This is a genomic window from Streptomyces sp. NPDC029151, assembly GCF_055564315.1.
In genome coordinates this window covers 281,499-303,526 of record NZ_JBVHWQ010000004.1, presented here as the reverse complement: position 1 = coordinate 303,526, position 22,028 = coordinate 281,499, and the positions used below count along the sequence as shown (strand labels likewise).

14 protein-coding genes and 1 pseudogene are annotated in these 22,028 nt (G+C 72.8%); 8 read left to right on the top strand and 7 right to left on the bottom strand.

Annotated elements, in window-relative coordinates:
* Positions 1–2: 2 nt before the first annotated feature.
* From ACZ4VF_RS17875 to ACZ4VF_RS17865, 3 genes are read right to left on the bottom strand one after another with little or no spacing between them, the layout of a single operon-like run.
* The gene (locus tag ACZ4VF_RS17875; protein ID WP_467926909.1) at positions 3–1,685 is read right to left on the bottom strand and encodes a phytoene desaturase family protein; all 1,683 of its coding nucleotides are present in this window, start codon (positions 1,683–1,685) and stop codon (positions 3–5) included.
* 21 nt (positions 1,686–1,706) lie between these two features.
* Positions 1,707–2,780, bottom strand: a complete 1,074-nt coding sequence (locus ACZ4VF_RS17870; RefSeq protein WP_467926908.1) for a beta-ketoacyl synthase N-terminal-like domain-containing protein — start codon at positions 2,778–2,780, stop codon at positions 1,707–1,709.
* Complete coding sequence (locus tag ACZ4VF_RS17865) at positions 2,777–3,979, bottom strand: beta-ketoacyl-[acyl-carrier-protein] synthase family protein (protein WP_467926907.1); 1,203 nt, start codon at positions 3,977–3,979, stop codon at positions 2,777–2,779. The genes ACZ4VF_RS17870 and ACZ4VF_RS17865 overlap by 4 nt, the downstream gene beginning before the upstream one ends.
* A 224-nt stretch (positions 3,980–4,203) precedes the next feature.
* Here ACZ4VF_RS17865 and ACZ4VF_RS17860 point away from each other — a divergent pair, with 224 nt between their 5' ends.
* The 3 genes from ACZ4VF_RS17860 to ACZ4VF_RS17850 are packed head-to-tail and all read left to right on the top strand — an operon-like array spanning position 4,204 to position 13,464.
* The gene (locus ACZ4VF_RS17860) at positions 4,204–4,407 is read left to right on the top strand and encodes an MbtH family protein (protein ID WP_467926905.1); all 204 of its coding nucleotides are present in this window, start codon (positions 4,204–4,206) and stop codon (positions 4,405–4,407) included.
* 43 nt (positions 4,408–4,450) lie between these two features.
* A complete protein-coding gene (locus ACZ4VF_RS17855) occupies positions 4,451–11,962 on the top strand; it encodes an amino acid adenylation domain-containing protein (RefSeq protein WP_467926904.1) in 7,512 nt (2,503 codons plus the stop codon).
* An 11-nt stretch (positions 11,963–11,973) separates the two neighbouring features.
* Positions 11,974–13,464 carry an FAD-dependent oxidoreductase gene (locus ACZ4VF_RS17850; protein ID WP_467926902.1) on the top strand — a complete coding sequence of 497 codons (1,491 nt, stop codon included), beginning with the start codon at positions 11,974–11,976 and terminating at the stop codon, positions 13,462–13,464.
* A gap of 329 nt (positions 13,465–13,793) precedes the next feature.
* On the opposite strand, the gene ACZ4VF_RS17845 is transcribed toward ACZ4VF_RS17850, so the two are convergent.
* Entirely contained in the window at positions 13,794–13,919 is a 126-nt protein-coding gene (locus tag ACZ4VF_RS17845) for a hypothetical protein (protein ID WP_467926901.1), read from the bottom strand.
* Positions 13,920–14,070: 151 nt separating this feature from the next.
* On the opposite strand from ACZ4VF_RS17845, the gene ACZ4VF_RS17840 reads away from it, so the two are divergent.
* Positions 14,071–14,265, top strand: coding sequence for a hypothetical protein (locus tag ACZ4VF_RS17840; protein WP_467926899.1), 195 nt, complete (start codon positions 14,071–14,073; stop codon positions 14,263–14,265).
* Between the two features lie 188 nt (positions 14,266–14,453).
* Here the strand turns inward: ACZ4VF_RS17840 and ACZ4VF_RS17835 are convergent.
* Positions 14,454–14,561, bottom strand: a pseudogene (locus ACZ4VF_RS17835) (NUDIX hydrolase); the annotation flags it as partial.
* Between the two features lie 487 nt (positions 14,562–15,048).
* On the opposite strand from ACZ4VF_RS17835, the gene ACZ4VF_RS17830 reads away from it, so the two are divergent.
* Both ACZ4VF_RS17830 and ACZ4VF_RS17825 read left to right on the top strand, forming a co-directional pair.
* Positions 15,049–15,711 (top strand): RNA polymerase sigma factor, encoded by a 663-nt coding sequence (locus tag ACZ4VF_RS17830; protein ID WP_467926898.1) that lies wholly within the window; start codon positions 15,049–15,051, stop codon positions 15,709–15,711.
* Positions 15,711–16,964: a hypothetical protein gene (locus ACZ4VF_RS17825; RefSeq protein ID WP_467926897.1), complete on the top strand. Its 1,254-nt coding sequence runs from the start codon at positions 15,711–15,713 to the stop codon at positions 16,962–16,964. Before ACZ4VF_RS17830 ends, ACZ4VF_RS17825 begins: the two co-directional genes overlap by 1 nt.
* Before the next feature lie 409 nt (positions 16,965–17,373).
* Here the strand turns inward: ACZ4VF_RS17825 and ACZ4VF_RS17820 are convergent, their stop codons facing one another.
* The gene (locus tag ACZ4VF_RS17820; RefSeq protein WP_467926896.1) at positions 17,374–18,201 is read right to left on the bottom strand and encodes a L,D-transpeptidase family protein; all 828 of its coding nucleotides are present in this window, start codon (positions 18,199–18,201) and stop codon (positions 17,374–17,376) included.
* 93 nt (positions 18,202–18,294) lie between these two features.
* Here ACZ4VF_RS17820 and ACZ4VF_RS17815 point away from each other — a divergent pair, with 93 nt between their 5' ends.
* Together ACZ4VF_RS17815 and leuE are read left to right on the top strand one after the other, a co-directional pair.
* The gene (locus tag ACZ4VF_RS17815) at positions 18,295–19,887 is read left to right on the top strand and encodes an acyl-CoA mutase large subunit family protein (protein ID WP_467926894.1); all 1,593 of its coding nucleotides are present in this window, start codon (positions 18,295–18,297) and stop codon (positions 19,885–19,887) included.
* A gap of 43 nt (positions 19,888–19,930) precedes the next feature.
* On the top strand, positions 19,931–20,581 hold the full coding sequence (gene leuE, locus ACZ4VF_RS17810; RefSeq protein ID WP_467926893.1) for a leucine efflux protein LeuE: 651 nt from the start codon (positions 19,931–19,933) through the stop codon (positions 20,579–20,581).
* Positions 20,582–20,609: 28 nt separating this feature from the next.
* On the opposite strand, the gene ACZ4VF_RS17805 is transcribed toward leuE, so the two are convergent.
* On the bottom strand, positions 20,610–22,007 hold the full coding sequence (locus tag ACZ4VF_RS17805; protein ID WP_467926892.1) for an FAD-dependent oxidoreductase: 1,398 nt from the start codon (positions 22,005–22,007) through the stop codon (positions 20,610–20,612).
* Between the last annotated feature and the right edge of the window lie 21 nt (positions 22,008–22,028).

The window sequence follows — 22,028 nt, the reverse complement described above, 5'->3', positions numbered from 1 at the left end:
CCTCAGTCCACCTTGGCCAGTCCGCGCGCGTCCCGCCTCGCGGCACCCCGGGAGACGGCGAGCGGGTCCCATCCCGCGGCGCGCGCGGGCAGCCGGCCCGGGTCGCCGAAGACCGCGCCGGCGTGCGCCTCGGTCAGCAGCGGCCGGCCGAGGATCCGGGACGCGCAGGCCGTTCCGCCGACCATGACGCCCGTGATGCCGCTGCCGTAGCGGGTGCTCTGCCCGACGACGTGCAGGCCCTTGACGCCGGTGGAGGTGTCCGGCCGGGCGCCGGCGGCGCCCCAGGTGGCCAGGCCGAACGGGGATCCGCCGGTGGAGAGCGTGTACCGCTCCTGGGTCAGCGGCGTGGCCAGCTCCAGGTGGGTGATGTGGTCCCGGAACGGCCCCAGCACCCGCTCACCGGCCCGCAGCACCGCGTCGGTGAAGCGCTTCTTCTCCGCCAGGTAGGCGGGCTCGCGGCGGTAGCGGCCGCCTTCGGCCGGTCCGCGCGTGACGCCCCAGTGCCGGTAGCCCGGCGGGCACATCGTCATCAGTTGGAAGTTCGCGTGTCCGGGCGGGCAGAGGTGCCGCGCGCCCGGCTCCTTGAGCGAGGCGAACGAGATGAAGAGGAAACGCACGTCGTCGGGCTGTTCCCCCGAGTACAGCCCCCGGTACAGCTCGCCGATGTCCTCCTGCGCGTACCACCAGATGTTGGCCTCGGCCTGTCGGGCCGGCGGCCGGTCGAGGGCGACGTAGACGGTCGCGAAGGGCAGCCCCACCGTCGCCTCCCGCGTCGCGCGGACGATCTGCGGGCTGAAGTGCTCGGAGCCGACCAGGTCCAGCACCGTGCGCCGGTAGTCGGCGCCGGAGATCACCAGCGGTGCACCGAGCGACGTCCCGTCCGCCAGGCGCACGCCGGTGACCGTGCGCTCCGCGACGTCGATCGAGGTGACCCGGCTGCGGGTGCGGAGTTCGCCGCCGTGCGCCTCCAGGACCTCGATCAGCGTCGCGGCCAGCACCTGGCCTCCGCCGACCGGGACATAGGCGCCTCGTATGTAGTGGTCGGTCACCATGGCGTGGGTGGCCACCGTCGCGACGTCGGGACCCATGCCGTAGTTCGGCGACTGGGCGGCGAGCACCGTACGGGCCCGGGTGGACAGCCCGCAGTGGTCGAACAGCTCGGTCAGCGGCCTTCGGCCCCAGGCCCGAACGTGCTCGGTGCCGGCGGCGATCCGCGGCAGATCGGCATCGGTGAGCAGCGCCCAGCGTTGCTCGCCGCCGACGGCCCGGCAGATCCTGGTGAACGTGCGCAGGCCCTCCGCGTCCTGGGGCAGTGCCCGCTCCAGCCGGGTCAGGTACGTGTCCCAGTCGGCGGGCACGTCGAGGGTCAGCCCGGGGATCAGGATCTGGTCGAAGCAGTCGCGGTCCAGCTCGCGGAACCGTACCCGGTCGCCGGCGCCGAGGCCGGACAGGATGGCCGGGATGATGCCGTCGGGTCCGCAGTCGCCCAGGTAGTGCACGCCGACGTCGAACTCGTAGGCACGGCGACGGCGGAAGACATGGCTGTTCCCGCCCGCCCAGTCGTGCTGTTCGAGCACGAGCACGCGCCGTCCCGCGGCGGCGAGATGGGCGGCGCAGGTCAGGCTGCCGAGGCCGCCCCCCACGACGATGGCGTCCCACTGCTCTTCGGTGTTGGTTCTGGTCAAGGAGTCCTCGCCGGGTAGTGGTCAGCGTGCGGGATACGGCCGCAACAGCGCGCAGCCGAGGGTGCCGTCGTCGTCGACTGCGGTCACCAGCGCCAGACGGCCGGCCAGCGCCGGGTCCTCCTCGGCCCTGACGAGCACGGCGAGTACCTGGAAGGAGGCCGCGGCGGCGGCCGCGTCGCCGATCAGTCCGGTGCAGTCGACCCGCGCGGGCGGCTGCCGGCCGAACAGGTCGAGGAGCGCGGCCCGTTCCGGACCGTCCGCCGCGCCCGGGGCGGCGAGCGCGATGTCCGCGGGCCGGGCTCCGGCCCGCTCCAGCGCTCGGCGCAGACAGCGGAGCAGGATCGCCGGGATCTCCCCGGGGTCCTCGGACACGCCGAACTCCAGCGCGACGACCTCCGCAAGACCGTCCCGCTCGGCGACGGCGGAGCCGGCCGGCTCCAGCCGCAGAACCGCCGCCCCCTCGCCGAGGACCGTGTCGTCCGGACCGCCCCGGCCGTGGTGGTGCAGCCGCGCCCGCGCGTCGGAGTACTCCTCGGCGCCGCCGCAGAACAGCGTCCCCGCGCGGCCGCCGGCCTGCAGTCGACGCGCGTAGTTCAGGGCCAGGAGACCGGCCGCGCGACCGCCGGCGACCGTCGCGTTCGGGCCCTTGAGCCCGTGCCGGATCGCGCACTGGCCGGCCGCGCAGTTCATCACCGTGTTGGGGAAGCGAGCCGGGTCGACGTAGAACGGCCGTTCGCCGTCGAGCGAGCTGCGGGTGAAGTCCATCGTGGACTGCACACTGCCGGTGGTGCCGAGCACCAGGCCGGGACTCGGGCCCCCGGCAGGGGTGCCGGACGCGTCCGTCCGGGCGGCGAGTTCTCCCACCGCCGCGACCGACAGCGCGGTGACCCGGTCCATCGAGCGGGTGCCCTTCCTGCCGAGCACGGTCCGGGCGTCGAAGTCCGGGACCAGCCGGCCGGGCGGGTACGGGGCGGTCCCGGCCGACGAGACGGGGGCCGGGACGCCGTTGCGCAGCCCGGCCCGGAAGGCGTCCGCGCCCAACCCGAACGGTGAGATCGCCGACCATGCCGTGATGACGGGTCGCATGCCGGTCATGCTGCTCCTTCGTCGTAGCGGCCGAAGACGACCACCGCGTTGTTGCCACCGAAGGCGAGTCCGTTGTTCTGCACGATCCGCAGGTCCGCGGGCACCGACTCGTTGGGCACGCAGTCGAGACCGCACTCGGGGTCGGTCGTGGTGTGGTTGACGGTCGGCGGGATGAAGCCGTGCTCCAGGGCCATCGTGCAGCCGATCGCGGCCAGCGCGCTGGCCGCGCCCATGGTGTGCCCGAGCATCGACTTCATCGACACCGTGCGGGGCGGCCGGTCGCCGAAGACCGCGTGGATCGCCCTCGCCTCGGTGCTGTCGTTGGCCTTCGTACCGGTGCCGTGCGCCGAGATGAGGTCCACCTCGTCCGGCGTGACGCCCGCGTCGGCGACCGCCAGCCGCATGCAGTCGGCGACGCCCTCCTCGAGCGGCGCGACCTGGTGGTACGCGTCGCAGTTGAGGCCGTATCCCAGTACCTCGGCGTGGATCCGGGCGCCCCGGGCGAGGGCCGACTCCAGGCTCTCCAGCACCAGGATCCCTGCACCCTCGCCGGTGAGGATGCCCTTGCGGTGGAGGTCGAAGGGGCGGCAGCGGTCGGGGGCGATGGTGCCGAGCCGGTAGAAACCGGCGAAGGTCTTGAGGCAGACAGCGTCCGCGCCACCGCAGAAGGCCAGGTCGGCGTCGCCCGCGCGGATGGCGTCGAGCCCGTGGCCGATCGCGTAGTTGCCGGCGGCGCACGCCGTCGGGATGGTCACCGCCTCGGCGTCGGCGAGCGCGAACTCGCGGGCGACGGACGTCGACAGCCGTGAGGCGGAGGCGCGGCGGGCGATCCGCGGGGCCGTCGCACCCGGTTCCGCGACGTCCTGGGCCACCAGCCGGTCGAGGTCGCGGGTCTCGCCGTCGGTGGTGCCGACGGCCACCAGGACCCGGCTCGCGTCCAGCACCCGCGGGCTCAGCCCGGCGTGGTCCGCGGCCATCCTGGCGGCGGAGACGGCGAAGCGGGCCGCCCGGCCCAGCTCTCCCGGGTCGAGCCGTTCGATCCAGCGCTCCGGTTCGAACCCGGTTATCTCGCAGCCATTGGCGTGCTCGAAGCCGGTGGTGTCGAACGCGGATATGGGCCGGACCTCGCTGCGGCCGGCGCGCAGCCCGGCGAGGAATTCGGAGACCGAGGCGCCGATGCTGGAAACCGCGCCGAGCCCGGTGATCACTACCCGCCGGCCGGATTTTCTCGTTTTCCCAGCAAGCAATGCACGACCCCAATTCGGAAGGGAAAAGCAATTCAGGTCCGCCCGGCAGACTACAAGCCGGGATCCCGGCGGGTACACCACCTGCCGTGTCTCATTCCGTCCCGTCCTGTCCTCCCGCTTGCCGGGACACGGCCGCGCGGGCAAGTCTGCAGTCAGAGCGCGCCGATGCGATAGGGAGTGGTCTCATGACGAATCCGTTCGACGACGACGAGGCGGTCTTCTCCGTCTTGGTGAACGACGAAGGCCAGTATTCCCTCTGGCCGGTATTCGCCGATGTTCCGGATGGCTGGACCGTGGAGCTCGCCGAGAGCAGCAGAAAGGATTGCCTGGCCTACATCGAGGAGAACTGGACCGATATGCGGCCGAAGAGCCTGCGCGAAGCCGCCTGACGTCCGCCGCCCTGGACCACCGGCCACTACCCCGGGAATGAAAATGAGCAACATCGGCGGTGACCTGCTGCCGCTGTCCGCCGCGCAGCGCGGAATCTGGTACGGACATCACATGGATTCCAGCGGCCGACGCTATCGGATCGCGGAATACTTCGACATCCGCGGCCCCGTCGACCCCGAGGTGTTCGCTGCCGGCTGGCGCCAGGTCGTCGAGGAGACCGAGGCGCTGCGCGTCCGGTTCACCGAAGAGGCGGACGGGCCACGGCAGTTCGTCGACGGCGCGGAGGCCGCGGCCGTGGAGGTCGTGGACGTCTCCGCGCTGCCGGACCCCGCGGGCACCGCGCTGGAGCGGATGCGCGCCGACCTGGACCGGCCGGTCGAGCTGTCCCGCGGTCCGCTGCACACCGTGCTGCTGTTCAAGCTGGCCGCGGACCACTGGCAGTGGTACTTCCAGTTCCACCACGTCGCCATGGACGGCTACAGCGGGGCTCTGGTGGTCCGCCGCGTGGCCGAGGTGTACTCGGCGCTCGTCGCCGGCGAACCGGCCGACCGGTCGGACCCGCTGCCGCTGCGCGGCCTGCTCGACGAGGAGAGCGACTACCGCGCCTCCGACTCCTTCGCCGCCGACCAGGAGTACTGGCGTGCCCAGCTGACCGGCCGGCCGGACCCGGTGACCCTGGCCGAGCGGTCCTCCGGCGCGACCGGCGAGCCGGTGCGCTGCTCGGTGGAGCTCGGGGCGGACCTCCAGCGGCGGCTGACCGAGTCCACCGGGCGGGCGCTGCCCACCGTCGTGCTCACCGCCGTGGCCGCCTATCTGCACCGGCTGAGCGGAGCGCAGGACCTCGTGCTCGGACTGCCGGTGACGGCACGGCCGGGCACCGGCCCCCGGACCGCCGGGATGGTGTCCAACCTGCTGCCGCTGCGGCTGACCGTGACCAGTGGGCTCAGCTGCGCCGACCTCGCCCGGCACGTGCTGTCCCGCGCCCGTGAGGCACTGCGCCACCAGCGCTACCGCTACGAGGACATGCGCCGCGACCAGCGGCTGTCCCTGGAGGACGAATCACTGGTCGGCCCCGTGGTCAACGTTCTGCCGTTCAGTTACGACCGCGGCTTCGGCGGTCACCCGATGACCTCCCACAACCTCGCGGGCGGACTGGTCGAGGACCTGTCGATCACGGTCTACGACCGTGGCGAGGGACAGGGGCTGCGCGTCGACTTCGACGCGAGCGCCCTGTACCGGCGGGAAGACCTCCTGACCCACCAGCGCGGTCTGCTGCGCGTGCTGCAGGCGATGGCGGACGACCCGGGGGTGGAGGTGGGCCGGATCGAGCTGCTCGACGAGGCGGAACGCCGGCGGGTGCTGCGCGAGTGGAACGACACGGCCCGCGAGCACCCGGCGGCGACCTGGCCCGCGCTCTTCGAGGCACAGGCCGCCGCGACCCCGGACGCGACCGCGGTCGTCTTCGAGGACACCGAGCTGAGCTACGCCCGTCTGAACCGCCGTGCCAACCGGCTCGCCCGCTCGCTGGTCGCCTCCGGAATCGGCCCCGAGAGCGTGGTGGCACTGGCACTGCCGCGCTCGGTCGAGCTGATCACCGCCATGCTCGCGGTCGCCAAGGCGGGCGGCGCGTACCTCCCGCTCGATCTGGAACACCCGGCGGAGCGGATCGCCTTCATGTGCGCGGACGCCGCGCCCGCCTGTGTCGTCGTCGGCGAGCAGAGCCCGGCGGGCCTGCCCGGCGACCTGCCCCGGATCACGCTCGACGGCCGGTCCGGCACCCACCGGGACACCGGCCCGGCCGAGGACCTCACCGACACCGACCGGCTCGCCCCGCTGCTGCCGGACCACCCGGCGTACGTCGTCTACACGTCCGGCTCCACAGGCCGCCCGAAGGGCGTCGTCGTCACCCATGCCGGTGTGGCGTCGCTCGCCTTCGGGCAGATCGCCCGGCTGGGAGTGGACGAGCGCAGCCGGGTGCTCCAGTTCGCGTCCCCCAGCTTCGACGCGGCGTTCTCCGAGGTGTCGATGGCCCTGCTGTCCGGAGCCGCACTCGTCCTCGCGCGCGCCGAACAGCTCGTCCCGGGTGCCACCCTGACCGAGCTGGCCGCCAGGCACGCCCTGACCCATGTGACCCTGCCGCCCGCCGTCCTCTCCGCGATGCGGCAGGATGAACTGCCCGCGGACCTGACCCTCAACCTGGCCGGTGAGGCGTGCCCGGCCGAGGTCGTCGCCGCCTGGTCGCCCGGCCGCCTCGTGCTCAACGCCTACGGCCCGACCGAGGCCACGGTCTGCGCGACCATGTCGGACCCCCTGTCCGGCAGCCGTACGCCGCCGATCGGCCGCCCGATCGACAACATGCGCGTGCTCGTGCTGGACGGCGCGCTGCGCCCGGTGCCCGCGGGGGTCGCCGGCGAGCTGTACCTGTCCGGTCCGGGACTGGCGCGGGGCTATCGGGCCCGGCCGGCGCTGACCGCGCAGCGGTTCGTCGCCTGCCCGGCCGAGGCCGCCACGGTGCCGGGCGAACGGATGTACCGGACGGGTGACCTCGTCCGGTGGCGTACCGACGGCCAGCTCGAATTCCTCGGCCGCGCCGACGACCAGATCAAGATCCGCGGCTTCCGCATCGAACCGGGCGAGATCGAGTCCGTGCTGGCGGCCGGCGACGCCGTGCGCGAGGCCGCCGTGATCGCCCGCGAGGACGTCCCCGGAGAGCGGCGCCTGGTCGCCTACGTCGTGCCGCACGAGGGGCGGACCATCGACCCCGCGGCGGCCCGGAGGTCGGTCGGCGCGTTCCTGCCCCGGCACATGGTGCCCGCGGCGGTCGTCGTCCTCGACCGGCTCCCGCTGACCCCCAACGGAAAGCTGGACCGCCGCGCGCTGCCCGCCGCCAGGTTCGCCGGCACCGGTACGGGCCGTGCCCCGCGCAGTCCGCGCGAGGAGATCCTGTGCGGCCTGTTCGCGGACGTCACCGGTGCGGCCAAGGTGCACATCGACGACCACTTCTTCGACCTCGGCGGGCACTCGCTGCTCGCCACGAAGCTGGTGGCCAGGATCAGGCCGGCCTTCGGCGTGGAACTCACCGTCCGCGACGTCTTCGGCGCACCCACGGTGGCGGAGCTCGCGCGGCGGCTGGACGAGGTCGGCGGTTCACCGCGGCCCGCCGTCACCCGTGCGCAGCGGCCCGAACGGCTGCCGCTGTCCTTCGCCCAGCGCCGACTGTGGTTTCTCGGCCAGATGGAGGGCCGGAGCGCGACGTACAACATGCCGGCCGTGCTGCGGCTGACCGGCGAGCTCGACCGCGGGGCACTGGCCGCGGCGCTCGGTGACCTGACCGACCGGCACGAGACGCTGCGGACCGTGTTCGGCGAGGTCGACGGGGTGCCGTTCCAGCGGGTGCTCGACGTCCGGCCCGAACTGCCGTGCACCGACGTCACCCGGCAGGGGCTGGACGCCGAGGTCGCCCGGTTCTGCGGCCGGGAGTTCGACCTGGCCGTCGATCCGCCGCTGCGGGCGCGGCTCTTCGCGCTGTCCCCGACCGAGCACGTACTCGCCCTGGTGATCCACCACATCGCCGGCGACGGCTGGTCGATGGCCCCGCTGGCGGACGACCTGGCGGCCGCGTACCAGGCCCGGGCCGCCGGGCTCGACGACGGCACGCCCGAACTTCCCGTCCAGTACGCGGACTACACGCTGTGGCAGCAGCGGCTGCTCGGCACCGAGGACGACCCGGACAGCCTGATCAACCAGCAGATCCGGTACTGGACGACGGTGCTGGACGGAGCGCCGGAGGAGCTGCCGCTGCCGGTGGACCGGCAGCGTCCCCCGGTCGCCAGCTACCGGGGCTCCACCGCGCGGTTCGAGATCGGCGCCGGCCTCCACGCCCGGCTCACCGAGCTGGCCCGCCAGAGCGACGCGAGTCTGTTCATGGTGGTCCAGGCGGCCCTGTCCGCCCTGCTCAGCCGGCTGGGTGCCGGCACCGACATCCCCATCGGGACGGCCATCGCCGGCCGGACCGACGAGAGCCTGGACGGGCTCGTCGGGTTCTTCGTCAACACCCTGGTGCTGCGTACCGACCTCGGCGGTGACCCGTCGCTGCGTGAACTCGTCGCGCGGGTACGGGAGACGGACCTCAGCGCCTATGCCCACCAGGACCTTCCGTTCGAGCGCCTGGTGGAGATCCTCAACCCGAGCCGGTCGACGTCGCGGCACCCCCTGTTCCAGGTGATGCTGGCGTTCCAGAACCTGGCCGACGTCGAGTTCCGGCTGCCCGGGCTGGAGGTGGAGGCCAGACAGCTCTACACCGACACGGCCAAGTTCGACCTGGCCTTCAGCGTGTTCGAGCAGTTCGACGGGCAGGGCGCGCCGAACGGTATGACCGGCGTGGTCGAGTACGCGGTCGAGCTGTTCGATCCGGCCACCGTCGAGCGGATGCTGGACCGGCTGGTCCGGGTCTTCGAGGTGATGACGGCCGATCCCGGGACACGTCTGAGCGACGTCGACGTCCTCGACCCCGCCGAGCGGCGGCTGGTGCTGCACGAGTGGAACGACACCGGCCGGGACGTCGCCCCGGCGGTCTTTCCGGAGCTCTTCCAGGCGCAGGTGGCCGCGACCCCCGAGGCGGTCGCGATCCGCTGCGAGGGCACCGCGCTCACCTACCGGGAGCTGAACGGGAACGCCAACAGGCTGGCCCGGCATCTGGCCGCGCGGGGGGTGGGGCCGGACGACTACGTCGCGCTCGCGCTGCCCCGGTCCATCGAGCTGACCACGGCCATGCTGGCGGTGCTGAAGGCCGGCGCCGCCTATCTGCCGGTGGACCCGGACTACCCCGCGGAGCGCGTGGCGTTCATGCTCGACGACGCCGCGCCGCGGTGTGTGCTGACCGCCGCCGACAGCACGGTCCCGCTGCCCGCCGGGCTGGAGCGGATCACCCTCGACGAGGCGACCCGTTCGGCCGTCCGCGCACTGCCGGACGGGAACCTGACGGACGACGACCGCGTGGCGCCCCTGCGGCCGGGTCATGCCGCGTACGTCATCTACACCTCCGGCTCCACCGGTGTCCCGAAGGGCGTCGTGGTCTCCCACGCGGGCATCGCCGGCCGGATGGGCAGCGAGATCGAGCGCCTGGAGGTCAGGCGGGACAGCGTCGTGCTGCAGTTCGCGTCGCCCAGCTTCGACGGTGCCTTCTCCGACATGTGCATGGCACTGCTGGCCGGTGGGACGCTGGTCGTGGCGCCGAGGGAGAAGACACTGCCGGGGCCGGCGCTGAGCGCGCTGATGCACGAGCAGGGCATCACCCATGTGACCCTGCCGCCGCCCGTGCTCGCGGCCCTGCCGGACGACGGCCTGCCCGCGCCGATGATGCTGATCATGGCCGGCGACGCCTGCTCGGCCGACATCGTCGGCCGCTGGGCACCCGGCCGCCGGATGGTCAACGCCTACGGCCCGACCGAGGCGACCGTCTGCGCCACCATCAGCGATCCGCTGGTCCCCGACGGCACTGTGCCCCCCATCGGGCGTCCGCTGGACAACACCCGGCTGTACGTTCTCGACGACCGGCTGCGGCCCACTCCGCCCGGCGTGGCCGGTGAGCTCCACATCGCGGGTGAGGCGCTGGCGCGCGGCTATCTGCGGCGCCCGGGACTGACCGCCGGCCGGTTCGTGGCCTGCCCGTTCGGCGCCCCCGGGGAGCGGATGTACCGGACCGGTGACGTGGTCCGCTGGCGCGGCGACGGTCAGCTCGAGTTCGTCGGCCGGTCCGACGACCAGGTGAAGGTCCGTGGCTTCCGGATCGAACTCGGCGAGGTCGAGGCGGCGCTGACCGCCCACCCCGGCGTGGCGCAGGCCGTCGTGGTGCCCCGGGAGGACCAGCCGGGCGACAAACGCCTGGTCGGCTATGTCGTCCCCAGCGGGGACGATCCCGCCGTGGCGAAAGACCGGGACGAGCGGCAGGTGGAGGAGTGGCAGCTCACCTACGACTCGCTCTACGCCGGCGGGGGAGCGGCCGAGCTCGGCGCCGACTTCTCGGGCTGGAACAGCAGCTACGACGGCCTGCCGATACCCGTCGACCAGATGCGCGCCTGGCGGGACGCGACGGTCGACCGGATCCTCGGACTGCGGCCGAAGCGGCTGCTCGAGATCGGCATGGGCACCGGACTGCTCCTGGCGAAGATCGCGCCGGAGTGCGAGAGCTACTGGGGCACCGACATCTCGCCCCGGATCGTCGAGGGGGTCCGCGCCCAGGTGGCCCGGGACCCGCGGCTGGCCGACCGCGTCGAGGTACGCGTCCAGCCGGCCCACGACCTCGACGGGCTGCCACCGGGACACTTCGACACGGTGGTGCTGAACTCCGTCGTGCAGTACTTCCCGAACGCCGCCTACCTGGAGAAGGTGCTGCGGGGTCTGCTCGGGCTGCTTGCCCCGGGCGGGCGGGTGTTCGTCGGCGACGTACGCAACATGCACCTGCTGGAGGGGCTGCGCACGGCCGTCGAGCTGGGCCGCACGGGCGGCGCGGCGAATGGCGAGGCGGTGCGTGCGGCGGTCGGGCAGGCCGTGTCCCTGGAGAAGGAACTGCTGATCGACCCCGCCTTCTTCACCGGTCTCGACGCCGCGGCCGACCTCCGCGTCAAGCACTCGGAGTTCCGCAACGAGCTGACCGCGCACCGATTCGACGTCGTCCTCCACAAGCAGCCGTACGAGCGCGTCGACACCGACGGCGCCCGTGAGCTCACCTGGGGCGCCGATGTCACCGGCCTGGACGCGCTGGCGGACCGGCTGGCCGCGGAGCACCCCGCGCCCGTCCGGCTGCGTGGCGTCCCCGACCCGCGGGTCGAGCACGAACTCGCGGCGGTACGCGTACTGGCCGACGGCGGAACGCCGGAGGCCGCTCGGGACAGGCTGATGGCACGCGACGACGCCCTCCCGGATCCGGAGGGCTTCGCCGGGCCGGCCGGCCGGGCCGGCTACCGCGCCCTGGTGCTGCCTCCGGGCGAGGACGGGACGCTCGACGTCCTGTTCGTGGAGCGCGGCGCGACCGGGGTGCCCACGACCGGGTACCGGCCGCAGCGTTCCGGAGCCCGGCCGCTGACCAACGACCCGTCCCGGTCCGCGGAAGCCGTCTCCCTGGTCGCCGCGGTCAAGGCCCACCTCCAGGACTCCCTGCCCCACCACATGGTCCCCTCGGCCCTGGTCGTGCTGGACGAGCTGCCGCTGACGCCGAACGGCAAGGTGGACCGGCGTGCACTGCCCGCACCGGGCCGGGCCGGGGCGGGGAGCGGCCGGGGGCCGCGGAACGAGCGCGAGGAAGTGCTGTGCCGGCTGTTCGCGGAGCTGCTCGGCGTGCCGACGGTCGGTATCGACGACGACTTCTTCGAGCTCGGCGGCCACTCGCTGCTGGCGACGCGGCTGGTGTCCCGGATCCGGTCGACGCTGAGTGTCGACCTCGCCATCCCGGATCTGTTCAACGCGACCACGGTCGAGAAGCTCTCGGGCCGGCTGGCCGTGGCGCGCAGGCGTGAGCGGCCTGCGCTGCGACCGCGTACGCGCCCGACAAGTTAAGGAGATTGTCCGTGTCATCTGCAGAAGAGTTCGACGTCGTCGTGGTCGGCGGCGGCCCGAGCGGTTCGACCGTCGCGTCCTTCGTCGCCAAGCAGGGACATCGGGTGCTGCTGCTCGAGAAGGAGTCCTTCCCGCGGTACCAGATCGGTGAGTCACTGCTGCCGGCGACCGTGCACGGCATCTGTGGGCTGCTGGGCGTCTCGGAGGAGATCGAGCGGGCCGGTTTCACCCGTAAGCTCGGCGGCACCTTCCGGTGGGGCAGCAGCCCCGAGCCGTGGTCGTTCGCCTTCGCCATCTCGCCGCGGATGGCCGGGCCGACCTCCTACGCCTATCAGGTCGAGCGGATGAAGTTCGACGACATCCTGCTCAAGCACTCCCGCAAGCTCGGGGTGGACGTGCGCGAGAACTGCGCCGTGACCGAGGTGATCGAGGACGGCGAGCGGGTCCGCGGGGTCGCCTACACCGACGCGGCCGGCGCCCGGCACACGGTCGACGCGCGGTACGTCGTCGACGCGTCCGGCAACAAGAGCCGGATCCACCGTCGGGCCGGGGGCGAACGCACCTACTCGGAGTACTTCCGCAACATCGCGATCTTCGGCTACTTCGAAGGCGGCAAGCGGATGCCCGAGCCGAAGCAGGGCAACATCTTCTGCGCCGCCTTCGACGAGGGCTGGTTCTGGTACATCCCGCTGGGCGACAACCTCACCAGCGTGGGCGCGGTGGTGACCCGCGAGTTCGCGGACTCGGTGCAGGGCGACCCCGCCGAAGCGCTCGCGCGCCTCATCGCGAAGTGCCCCCGGATCGCCGACCTGCTGTCCGACGCCGAGCGCGTCACGGAAGGCGTGTACGGCCAGGTACGCGTCCGGAAGGACTACTCGTACAGCAACAGCAGCTACTGGCGTCCGGGAATGGTGCTGATCGGGGACGCCGCGTGTTTCATCGACCCGGTCTTCTCCTCGGGGGTGCACCTGGCGACCTACAGCGCTCTGCTCGCCGCGAGGTCCATCAACTCCGTGCTGGCGGGCGACCTCGGAGAGGAGGAGAGCTTCGCCGAGTTCGATGCCCGGTACCGCCACGAGTTCGGTCTGTTCTACGAGTTCCTGGTGTCGTTCTACGACATGAACAGCGACCACGAGTCGTACTTCTGGCAGGCGAAGAAGGTCACCAACTTCGCGGACTCGGAGCTCGCGGCGTTCGTCGAACTGGTGGGCGGGGTGGCCTCGCTCGACGGCGCCTTCGTGGACGCCGAGTCGGTACGGAGGCGGTTCGAGCACACCGCCGGCGAACTCGAGCGGTCGGTGTCCCGGGTCGACCGGACCGGCGGGGACGACGCCACCCCGCTGTACCAGTCGGAGATCATGGGCAGCGTCATGGAGCAGGGCACCCAGATCCAGGTCCACGCGGCGCTCGGCAACGACCTCGATCCGGCGGAGGCGCTGTTCTCCGGCGGGCCGGTGCCCTCGGCCGACGGCCTGCGCTGGGTGGCGTCGGCCGAGCGGTGAGCCCGGAGCCGGTGTCCTGACGCCGGTGCCGGCCACCGGCTGGAGCCCTGGCGCGGCCACGTGGCCGCCCGGCACCGGACCGGAGGCAACGGCCGGGGCCGCCACCCCTGGCTTGATTAGTACCGGAAACGGCCCCTGACCAGGTGTTTTGCTGCCCGGTCAGGGGCTCAGTACTTGAGTCGATTGCAGCCCTTGATCAGGCGTTTCTGCCCGTTCCTCCCCCCTGTTGGTCATGCGTGGTCACGTGTCCAACCGCCGCTCTGGGACAGCGGAAAGCACCCGCCATGCGCCACGGGGGAAGCACACGACGGGGGCCGTTGAGGGACCGCTCAGGCGGTCAGGGCGGGGTCGTAGTACTCCGGCGTTCGGAACAGGCCCATGAAGGTACCGGGGCCGTGCCGTTCGTCCAGCCACGTTCCCAGCGAGGTCCCTGCCCAGCCGGACAGCCACGTCATCGGGGCTCGCAATCAGCATGGGCCTCCTCCATCGATCTCAGTTGGGTGTTTGGCCGGGCTGACTCCCGGGCAGGATCGAGCCCGAGTACGGCTCAGTGGTTCGGCTGACTCCTCGTTCTTTAGTCGCACGTGCGCTAACGAAGGAGGGGAAATGAATCGAGAGTCGTCTCGGCTTACCGTGTTGTTGCTTTTCGCGTTTGCGGCGGTCGTGGGCCTGGTGGCCTATATCGTCGCTATTACGGGAAAACTCGGTGTAATGACCGCCATCGGCTGGGGAGCAGGGGGCGTAGCCTTTGTGCTCACCGTAGGGCCGTCGATCATTGCATTGTGGCGCAGCGGTAACTAGCCAAAGGGTCTCGGAGAACCCGGATATCTGAGGCCAGCGGAAGGGCCTCGGTGAATCCCGGATAATCGAGGCCCTTTCCCATTTCTGCATCAGCCAGCCGACGGCGCAGTCTCGGTGATGTTCACCGTGAGACCTCGAACAAACTTCTCACCGATGACGGTCCTGCGGACGTTGTAGTCCGGGTCTTCCTTGATGAGCTGAATGTGAGACTCCTGCATCCTCTCCGGGAGCGCGTCCGGGCTGAACCATTTCGCCTCCAGAATCTCGAAGCCGTCGAGCTTGAGAGTTCCACCCACGAACGACCTGGAGGCCGGGGGGAGAGCCCCGTAGAGGTCTCCGCCAACGTGAGGCATCACTCACCCGGCTACACGATGTCCCAGTACGGACAGCGACGAGTCGAGGGGGCCCGCAAGCTGGCGTCCGGGACGGCCCAGAGGATTGGCCTGGGGAGGATCGCGTGAGGCGTCTGACGCGTTGGTCACCCGGGTGGGTGACATCTCGCATCGCCGCAGGTCAGAGCGAAAGGCGTCATGGCAACGGCCGGGGCCGCCACCCCCCACAGGAGAGGCCCCGGCCGTCGCGCGTGCGGGCCGCGTGCGGCCCGTACTCTCATCAGCGCCGTGCGTGCCGTTTCTGTCACACCCGGCCACCACCGGATCTCACGCTGCGCACACCCGGACCCGGTCACGAGTTAGTTGCATCTTCTACAGACATGGACGAGCACCGGTTTCACGCCGTAACGTGCCTTTCGCGCCGACCGAAGACAGGCGTAAAGGGAGTACGGTGCTGGGGGACGACGCGGAGCTGACCGCCGCGGTGCGTGCGGCACAGGACGGGAACGAGACCGCGTTCCGTACGGTGTACCGCGCCGTGCACCCGCGGCTGCTCGGATACGTCCGCACGCTGGTCGGCGAGGCGGACGCCGAGGACGTCGCGTCCGAGGCCTGGCTGCAGATAGCCCGCGACCTGGACCGGTTCAGCGGGGACGCCGACCGGTTCCGCGGCTGGGCCGCCCGGATCGCCCGCAACCGGGCCCTGGACCACATACGCATGCGCGGCCGCCGTCCCGCGATAGGCGGTGACGAGACGGAGCTGACCGGCCGGGCCGCCGAGTCCGACACGGCGGGCGAGGCCATCGAGGCCCTGGCCACCGACAGCACCCTCTCCCTGATCGCCCGGCTCCCGCAGGACCAGGCCGAGGCGGTCGTCCTGCGCGTGGTGGTGGGCCTGGACGCCAAGACCGCCGCCGAGACCCTCGGCAAACGCGCGGGCGCCGTCCGTACCGCCGCGCACCGCGGTCTGAAGCGGCTCGCGGAGTTGATCGGGGACGATCCGGAATCCGCGGGCGGACTCGACGCCCTCCCGCCTCAGAGAGAACCGCGCCGCCGCGCGGTGACGTCCGCAACTGTGACGCATACGCGTGCGCGGACGCAGAAGGACATGTGATGGCCGACGAGCAGTACAAGTGGCTGAACCGGGAGACAGCGGAACGCCTGCTGCGCGGTGAGCCACTGGAAGCCGTCGACGCCTCCGCTCGTGACCAGGCAGAACGCCTCTCCCAGGCGCTCGGCGCGCTGTCCGCGGAGGCGGCCCCCGCATCCGGTGAGCTCCCCGGCGAGCAGGCCGCCCTCGCCGCGTTCCGCAAGGCCCGCGAGAGTGCCGAGGCGGAGCGCACCGCAGCGGCCCACACCCCCGCCGCCGACCGCACCCCGGCACCCGGCACCGGCGCCGGTCTGGTCGGCATCGCCGCCCGGGCGCGTACCGGAATCCGCGCCGGGCGCCCCCGCTGGGCCCGCCCGGTACGCCTCGCGCTCGCCGCCGCCGCGGCCGTGGGCACGCTCGGCGGTGCCGCCATGGCCGCGGGCACCGGGGTGCTGCCCACGCCGTTCGACGACGAGCCCTCCCGCCCCACCGCCTCCGCCAGTACGACCACCGGACAGCCGCTCGGCCCCGGCTCCGCGCCGGCCACACCGGGGAAGGGCGAGGGCACCGGTCCGTCGGACGGCGGCCCGGACGGTCGCCGCGGCGGCGCCGACGACGAGGCCTCCGGCGCGGACCACGGCACGGGCCGTACCACCGCCCCCGGCCGGGACGGTGCCGCCTCCGCCTGCCGTGCCCTGCGCGACGGCAAGGAGCTGGCCGCCGGCCGCCGGCGCGCGCTGGAGCACCTGGCGGGCGGCTCCGCCCGCGTGACCACCTACTGCAAGGTCCTGCTGGCCACCGGCGAGTCCGCCTCCGGCAAGGAGAACGGCGGCACGGGAGGCAGGACCGGGGGCACCGCCGGCGGCGGACAGGGCAAGGACCAGGGCAACGGCGACGGCAACAACAAGGGCCAGGGCCAGGGTCAGGGCAAGGACAAGGGCGGGGGCAAGGACAAGGGCGGCGACCAGGACGGGGAGCAGGGCGGGGACCACGACGGGGGTGGTCACGGGCGCGGACACGGTCACGGGCACGGGCACGCCGGCACGGGGCGGGGCGAGGGCAGGGGCGGCCACCGGCCCGTCGGCTCCGGCTCCCACCCCGGCGGCGGCAAGGACGGCGGCAACGGCGGTGGCAAGGGCGGGCACCGCGGCGGCGCAGCCGCCCCCACCCCCGCCTCCGCACCCTCCGCTTCCCCGGCCTCCGCCCCGGCGCACCCCGGCGCACCGGCGGGCGCCCCCGGGTCCCCGTCGCCGTCCGCGGCCCACACCGCGCGCTGACGGCAGCGTGACCGGCTTCACCCCGTCTGACCTGCGCTTTCGAAGTCACCGAAAAAATTTCGGCGCGAGGTGTGACGTTTCTGGAGCCCGTGGCGCAGTAATGAGTGAGCCGACTGGTCATCGGCCGTAGCACTGAGCCGGGGTTCCCCCCGTACCCGCGGCTCGTGCACCTGGCGGGGGGGGGGGGGGGGGGGGGGGGGGGGGGGGGGGGGGGGGGGGGGAGGGGAGGGAGGGGGGGGGGGGGAGGGGGGGGGGGGGGGGGGGGGGAGAGGGGTAGTGGGCGGGAGCGTGGGGCGGGTGTTCCCTTGGTCCCTGTTGTTGGTGAGTTTGGTGGGGGGGGGGGGGTTCCCCCCCCCCCCCCCCCCGCCCCGCAAAGCCCCGCCACGAGCGCCCCCGCCGCACCGCGGCCTCACCAGTGGACGACGACCTTGTCGCCGACCCTCACCTGGGCGAACAGCCGAGCGATCGCCGTCTCGTCCCGCACGTTCACACAACCGTGCGAACCACCCGCGTAACCGCGCGCCGCGAAGTCGTACGAGTAGTGCACCGCCTGGCCGCCACTGAAGAACATCGCGTACGGCATCGGCGCGTCATAGAGGGTCGACACATGGTGCCGTGACTTCCAGTAGACGCGGAACACACCCTCGCGGGTCGGGGTGTACTGCGCGCCGAAGCGCACCGCCATCGTGGACAGGGTCCGTCCGTCGACCATCCAGCGCAGCGTCCGGCTGGTCTTGCTGATGCACAGCACCCGCCCGGTCAGACAGCGTGGATCGGGTGCGTCGGCCGGCTGGCCGCCCATCACGTACAGCTCCCACTTGTCCGGCGTACGCGTCATCGCCACCAGCCGCTGCCAGGTGACGGCGTCGGCCGCACCGGTCCGCGGGAGCCCGCGCCTGCCCTGGAAGCCCCGGACCGCCCGCTCGGTCAGCTCGCCGTACGACCCCGTCGGCGCGACGGTCAGCCAGGCCAGCTGGCGCAGCCGCGCCTGGAGTTCCCGTACGGCGGGCCCGCTGTCCCCGCGTGACCACAGCACCCGCGGCGCGGGGGCCGCCGGCGTCACCGGCGGGGCGGCCGGTGCCGGCCGGGCGGTGCCGGTGCCGCCCGGCGCCTGGACCCGCACCGGCAGGCCGCGCTTGCCGTCGGGGCCGGCCGGCTGCACGGTGCACCCGCAGAGCGCGGCGAGCGCGACGGCCGAGGCGAGCAGCAGTAGGGCGGTTCTCCCCGCGATCCTCATGCCCGGATGCTTCCCCGCGTGACCGGCGTCCAACTACGGGGCATGGTGAGGAGTGCCGGGAACAGCGGAGTCGGTCGTACGGCGGAGGCAGCCATGGCACAGGAGTCGGCACGTCGGTCGGAGTCGGGCCTGCCCATCGAGCCGGTCTACGGGCCGGCCGACCTGGCCGGCTGGGACCCGGACCGCAAGCTCGGCGAGCCGGGCGCGTACCCGTTCACGCGCGGGGTGTACCCCACCATGTACACCGGCCGTCCCTGGACCATGCGCCAGTACGCGGGCTTCGGCACGGCGGCGGAGTCCAACGCCCGCTACCGCCGGCTCATCGCGCACGGCACCACCGGCCTGTCCGTCGCCTTCGACCTGCCCACCCAGATGGGCCACGACTCCGACGCGCCCCTCGCGCACGGCGAGGTCGGCAAGGTGGGCGTGGCGATCGACTCGGTCGAGGACATGCGGGTGCTGTTCGACGGCATCCCGCTGGACCAGGTCTCGACGTCGATGACGATCAACGCGCCCGCGGCCCTGCTGCTCCTGCTGTACCAGCTGGTCGCGGAGGAACAGGGCGTACCGGCGGACCGTCTGACCGGCACCATCCAGAACGACGTGCTGAAGGAGTACATCGCCCGGGGCACGTACATCTTCCCGCCCAAGCCCTCCCTGCGGCTGACCGCGGACATCTTCCGGTACTGCACCGCCGAGATCCCGAAGTGGAACACGATCTCGATCTCCGGCTACCACATGGCCGAGGCGGGCGCGTCCCCCGTCCAGGAGATCGCCTTCACCCTCGCCGACGGCATCGAGTACGTCCGTACGGCGGTGGCGGCGGGGATGGACGTGGACGACTTCGCCCCCCGCCTGTCGTTCTTCTTCGTGGCCCGTACGACCCTGCTGGAGGAGGTCGCCAAGTTCCGTGCCGCCCGCAGGATCTGGGCGCGGGTGATGAGGGAGGAGTTCGGCGCCCGCGACCCCAGGTCGCTGATGCTCCGCTTCCACACCCAGACGGCGGGCGTGCAGCTGACGGCACAGCAGCCGGAGGTGAACCTGGTCCGGGTCGCCGTCCAGGCCCTGGCCGCGGTCCTCGGCGGCACCCAGTCCCTGCACACCAACTCCTTCGACGAGGCCATCGCGCTGCCCACCGACAAGAGCGCGCGGCTGGCGCTGCGCACGCAGCAGGTGCTCGCCCACGAGACCGACGTCACGGCGACCGTGGACCCCTTCGCCGGCTCCTACGCGGTCGAGCGGATGACGGACGAGGTGGAGGAGGCCGCGGTCGGCCTGATGCGCAGGGTGGAGGACCTGGGCGGGGCGGTCGCGGCGATCGAGCGGGGTTTCCAGAAGGGGGAGATCGAGCGGAACGCCTACCGCATCGCGCGGGAGACGGACGCCGGGGACCGGGTCGTGGTGGGCGTCAACCGCTTCCGGCTGGACGAGGAGGAGCCGTACGAGCCGCTCCGCGTGGACCCGGCCATCGAGGAACGCCAGGCGCGGCGCCTGGCCGAGCTGCGGGCCGGGCGGGACCAGGGGGCGGTGGACGCGGCACTGGACGCGTTGCGCAAGGCGGCGGAGGGGGACGACAACGTGCTGTATCCGATGAAGGAGGCGCTGCGGGTGCGGGCGACGGTGGGGGAGGTGTGCGGGGCGCTGCGGGAGGTGTGGGGCGCGTACGAGCCGGCGGAGGTGTTCTGAGGCCGGTGACCGTCTCGCACACCCCCGTGCGAGACTCCCTCCCATGTTCGGCGTCATCGATCTCCCCACCTACCTCGCAGGCCTGGTCCTGATCGTCCTGCTGCCCGGCCCCAACTCCCTCTACGTCCTCTCCGTGGCCGCCCGCCGCGGTGTGCGCGCCGGATACACCGCCGCCGCCGGTGTGTGGTGCGGGGACACCGTGCTGATGACGCTGTCCGCCGCCGGCGTCGCGTCGTTGCTCCAGGGGAACGCCCTGCTCTTCGGGATCGTGAAGTACGCCGGCGCCGGATATCTGAGCTGGCTGGCGGTCGGGATGCTGCGGAGCGCCCGGCGGATGTGGCGGACCCGGGGTGAGCGGGCCGCCGAGGAGGCCGCGCCCGCCCAGGGCGCCGACGAGCGGCCCTTCCGCCGTGCCCTCGTCGTCAGTCTCTTCAACCCCAAGGCGATCCTGTTCTTCGTCGCCTTCTTCGTGCAGTTCGTGGACCCGCACTACGCCTGCCCGGCCCTCTCCTTCGTCGTCCTCGGCGCCTTGGCGCAGGCGGCCAGCTGTCTGTACCTCAGCGCCCTGATATTCGGCGGCACGCGGCTGGCGGCGGCCTTCCGCCGGCGCAAGCGGCTGTCGGCGACGGCCACGTCGGCGGCGGGGGTGCTGTTCCTGGGGTTCGCGGTGAAGCTGTCGCTGGCCGGCGCATGACCCTTCGCCGGCCCCGGCCGCCCGCCCCTCAGGGGGCTTCGCCCCGGGCCCTCGCGAAAGCTCCCGTTCGCCGCGCGTACTCCCGCAGTCCCGCCGTCGTCGCCCCCGCCCAGCCCACGTAACCGTCGGGGCGGATCAGGAACACCCCCTCGCCGTACGACTCCGGGGCCGCGGGGAGTGAGCGGACGCCCGCCGTCGTCGCGCCGAGCACCGTCCAGTGCGGCCCCCGGAACACGTCGAAGAGCCGTACCCCGCCCACCGTGCCGTCGGGGGCGCGGTCGCCCGCCCGCACCGGGCCGGTGACCGTACGCGTCTCCACGCTCAGGGAGGACTCCCGGTACCCGAGGCCGAGCTGCACCGTCGCCCTGCCGCGCCGCACCCGGCCCCGGTGGACACCCGTCGACAGCTCCAGCATGGCCGCCGCGTTCGCCCGGCGCTCCTCCTCGTAGGTGTCCAGCAGGGTGTCCGGCGCGACGCCCCGCAGGACCGCGTCCAGCTTCCAGCCGAGGTTGTAGGCGTCCTGCACGCTGGTGTTCAGGCCCTGGGCGCCGGCCGGCGAGTGCACGTGCGCGGCGTCGCCGGCGAGGAGGACCCGGCCCGCGCGGAACCGGTCCGCCAGGGCGGCCCGCGGCCGGAAGCCGGACACCCAGCGCACCTCCGTCACGTCCTCGGCGGTCAGGTGCGTGCAGCGCGCGACCAGTTCGCGGATGCCGTCGGGGGACAGGTCGGGTTCCGTGCCCTCCGCGAGGCGCGCCTGGAGCTGGAAGTCCTCCGTGCCGGCCAGCGGGCACAGCCCGACGGCGTCTCCGTTCTCGCCCGGGAAGGCGTGCCAGTGGTCCCGGTCCAGACCCCTCAGCCGCAGGTCCGCCACCACGAACGGCGCCGGGTCGACCGTCTCGCCCCGCAGGCGGACGCCCAGGGCACGCCGGACCGCCGAGCGCCCGCCGTCGGCGGCGACCACGTACCGCGCGCGGAGCGTCGTACCGTCGGCGAACTCCACGGTCACGCCGTCCGCGTCCTGCGACAGGGCCGTCGCCTGCCGCCCGAAGGCGACCCGCCCGCCCAGTTCCGTGAGCCGCGCGTACAGCACCTCCTGCGTCCGCCACTGCGGGATCATCCGCGGATCGGTGTACGGCGTGCCCTCGTCCCCCTCCACCTCTTCGAACATCGACTGCTCGCCCTGCCGCACGCCGTCCTTCCACACCATGCGGTGCGGGTAGGGCCCGCTCGCCGCCAGGACCGCGTCCACCACGCCGAGGTCGTCGAAGATCTCCAGGGTGCGCGGCTGGAGGCCCTTGCCGCGCGATCCGGGGAAGAGGCCGTCGGCACCCTCCACCACCAGAGCGTCCACGCCCCGCCGGGCCAGGTCGACACCGAGGGTGAGACCCGTGGGGCCGGCGCCCACGACCAGTACGTCCATGGCCATTCTCCTTAACGTCGTTAAGTG

Bases quoted from the DNA above. Each gene is read 5' to 3' on its own strand.
- ACZ4VF_RS17840 (WP_467926899.1), top strand. From the start codon at position 14,071: ATGAATCGAGAGTCGTCTCGGCTTACCGTGTTGTTGCTTTTCGCGTTT.
- ACZ4VF_RS17855 (WP_467926904.1), top strand. From the start codon at position 4,451: ATGAGCAACATCGGCGGTGACCTGCTGCCGCTGTCCGCCGCGCAGCGC.
- ACZ4VF_RS17860 (WP_467926905.1), top strand. From the start codon at position 4,204: ATGACGAATCCGTTCGACGACGACGAGGCGGTCTTCTCCGTCTTGGTG.
- ACZ4VF_RS17825 (WP_467926897.1), top strand. From the start codon at position 15,711: ATGGCCGACGAGCAGTACAAGTGGCTGAACCGGGAGACAGCGGAACGC.
- ACZ4VF_RS17815 (WP_467926894.1), top strand. From the start codon at position 18,295: ATGGCACAGGAGTCGGCACGTCGGTCGGAGTCGGGCCTGCCCATCGAG.
- ACZ4VF_RS17820 (WP_467926896.1), bottom strand. From the start codon at position 18,201: ATGAGGATCGCGGGGAGAACCGCCCTACTGCTGCTCGCCTCGGCCGTC.
- ACZ4VF_RS17805 (WP_467926892.1), bottom strand. From the start codon at position 22,007: ATGGCCATGGACGTACTGGTCGTGGGCGCCGGCCCCACGGGTCTCACC.
- leuE (WP_467926893.1), top strand. From the start codon at position 19,931: ATGTTCGGCGTCATCGATCTCCCCACCTACCTCGCAGGCCTGGTCCTG.
- ACZ4VF_RS17870 (WP_467926908.1), bottom strand. From the start codon at position 2,780: ATGACCGGCATGCGACCCGTCATCACGGCATGGTCGGCGATCTCACCG.
- ACZ4VF_RS17845 (WP_467926901.1), bottom strand. From the start codon at position 13,919: ATGACGTGGCTGTCCGGCTGGGCAGGGACCTCGCTGGGAACGTGGCTG.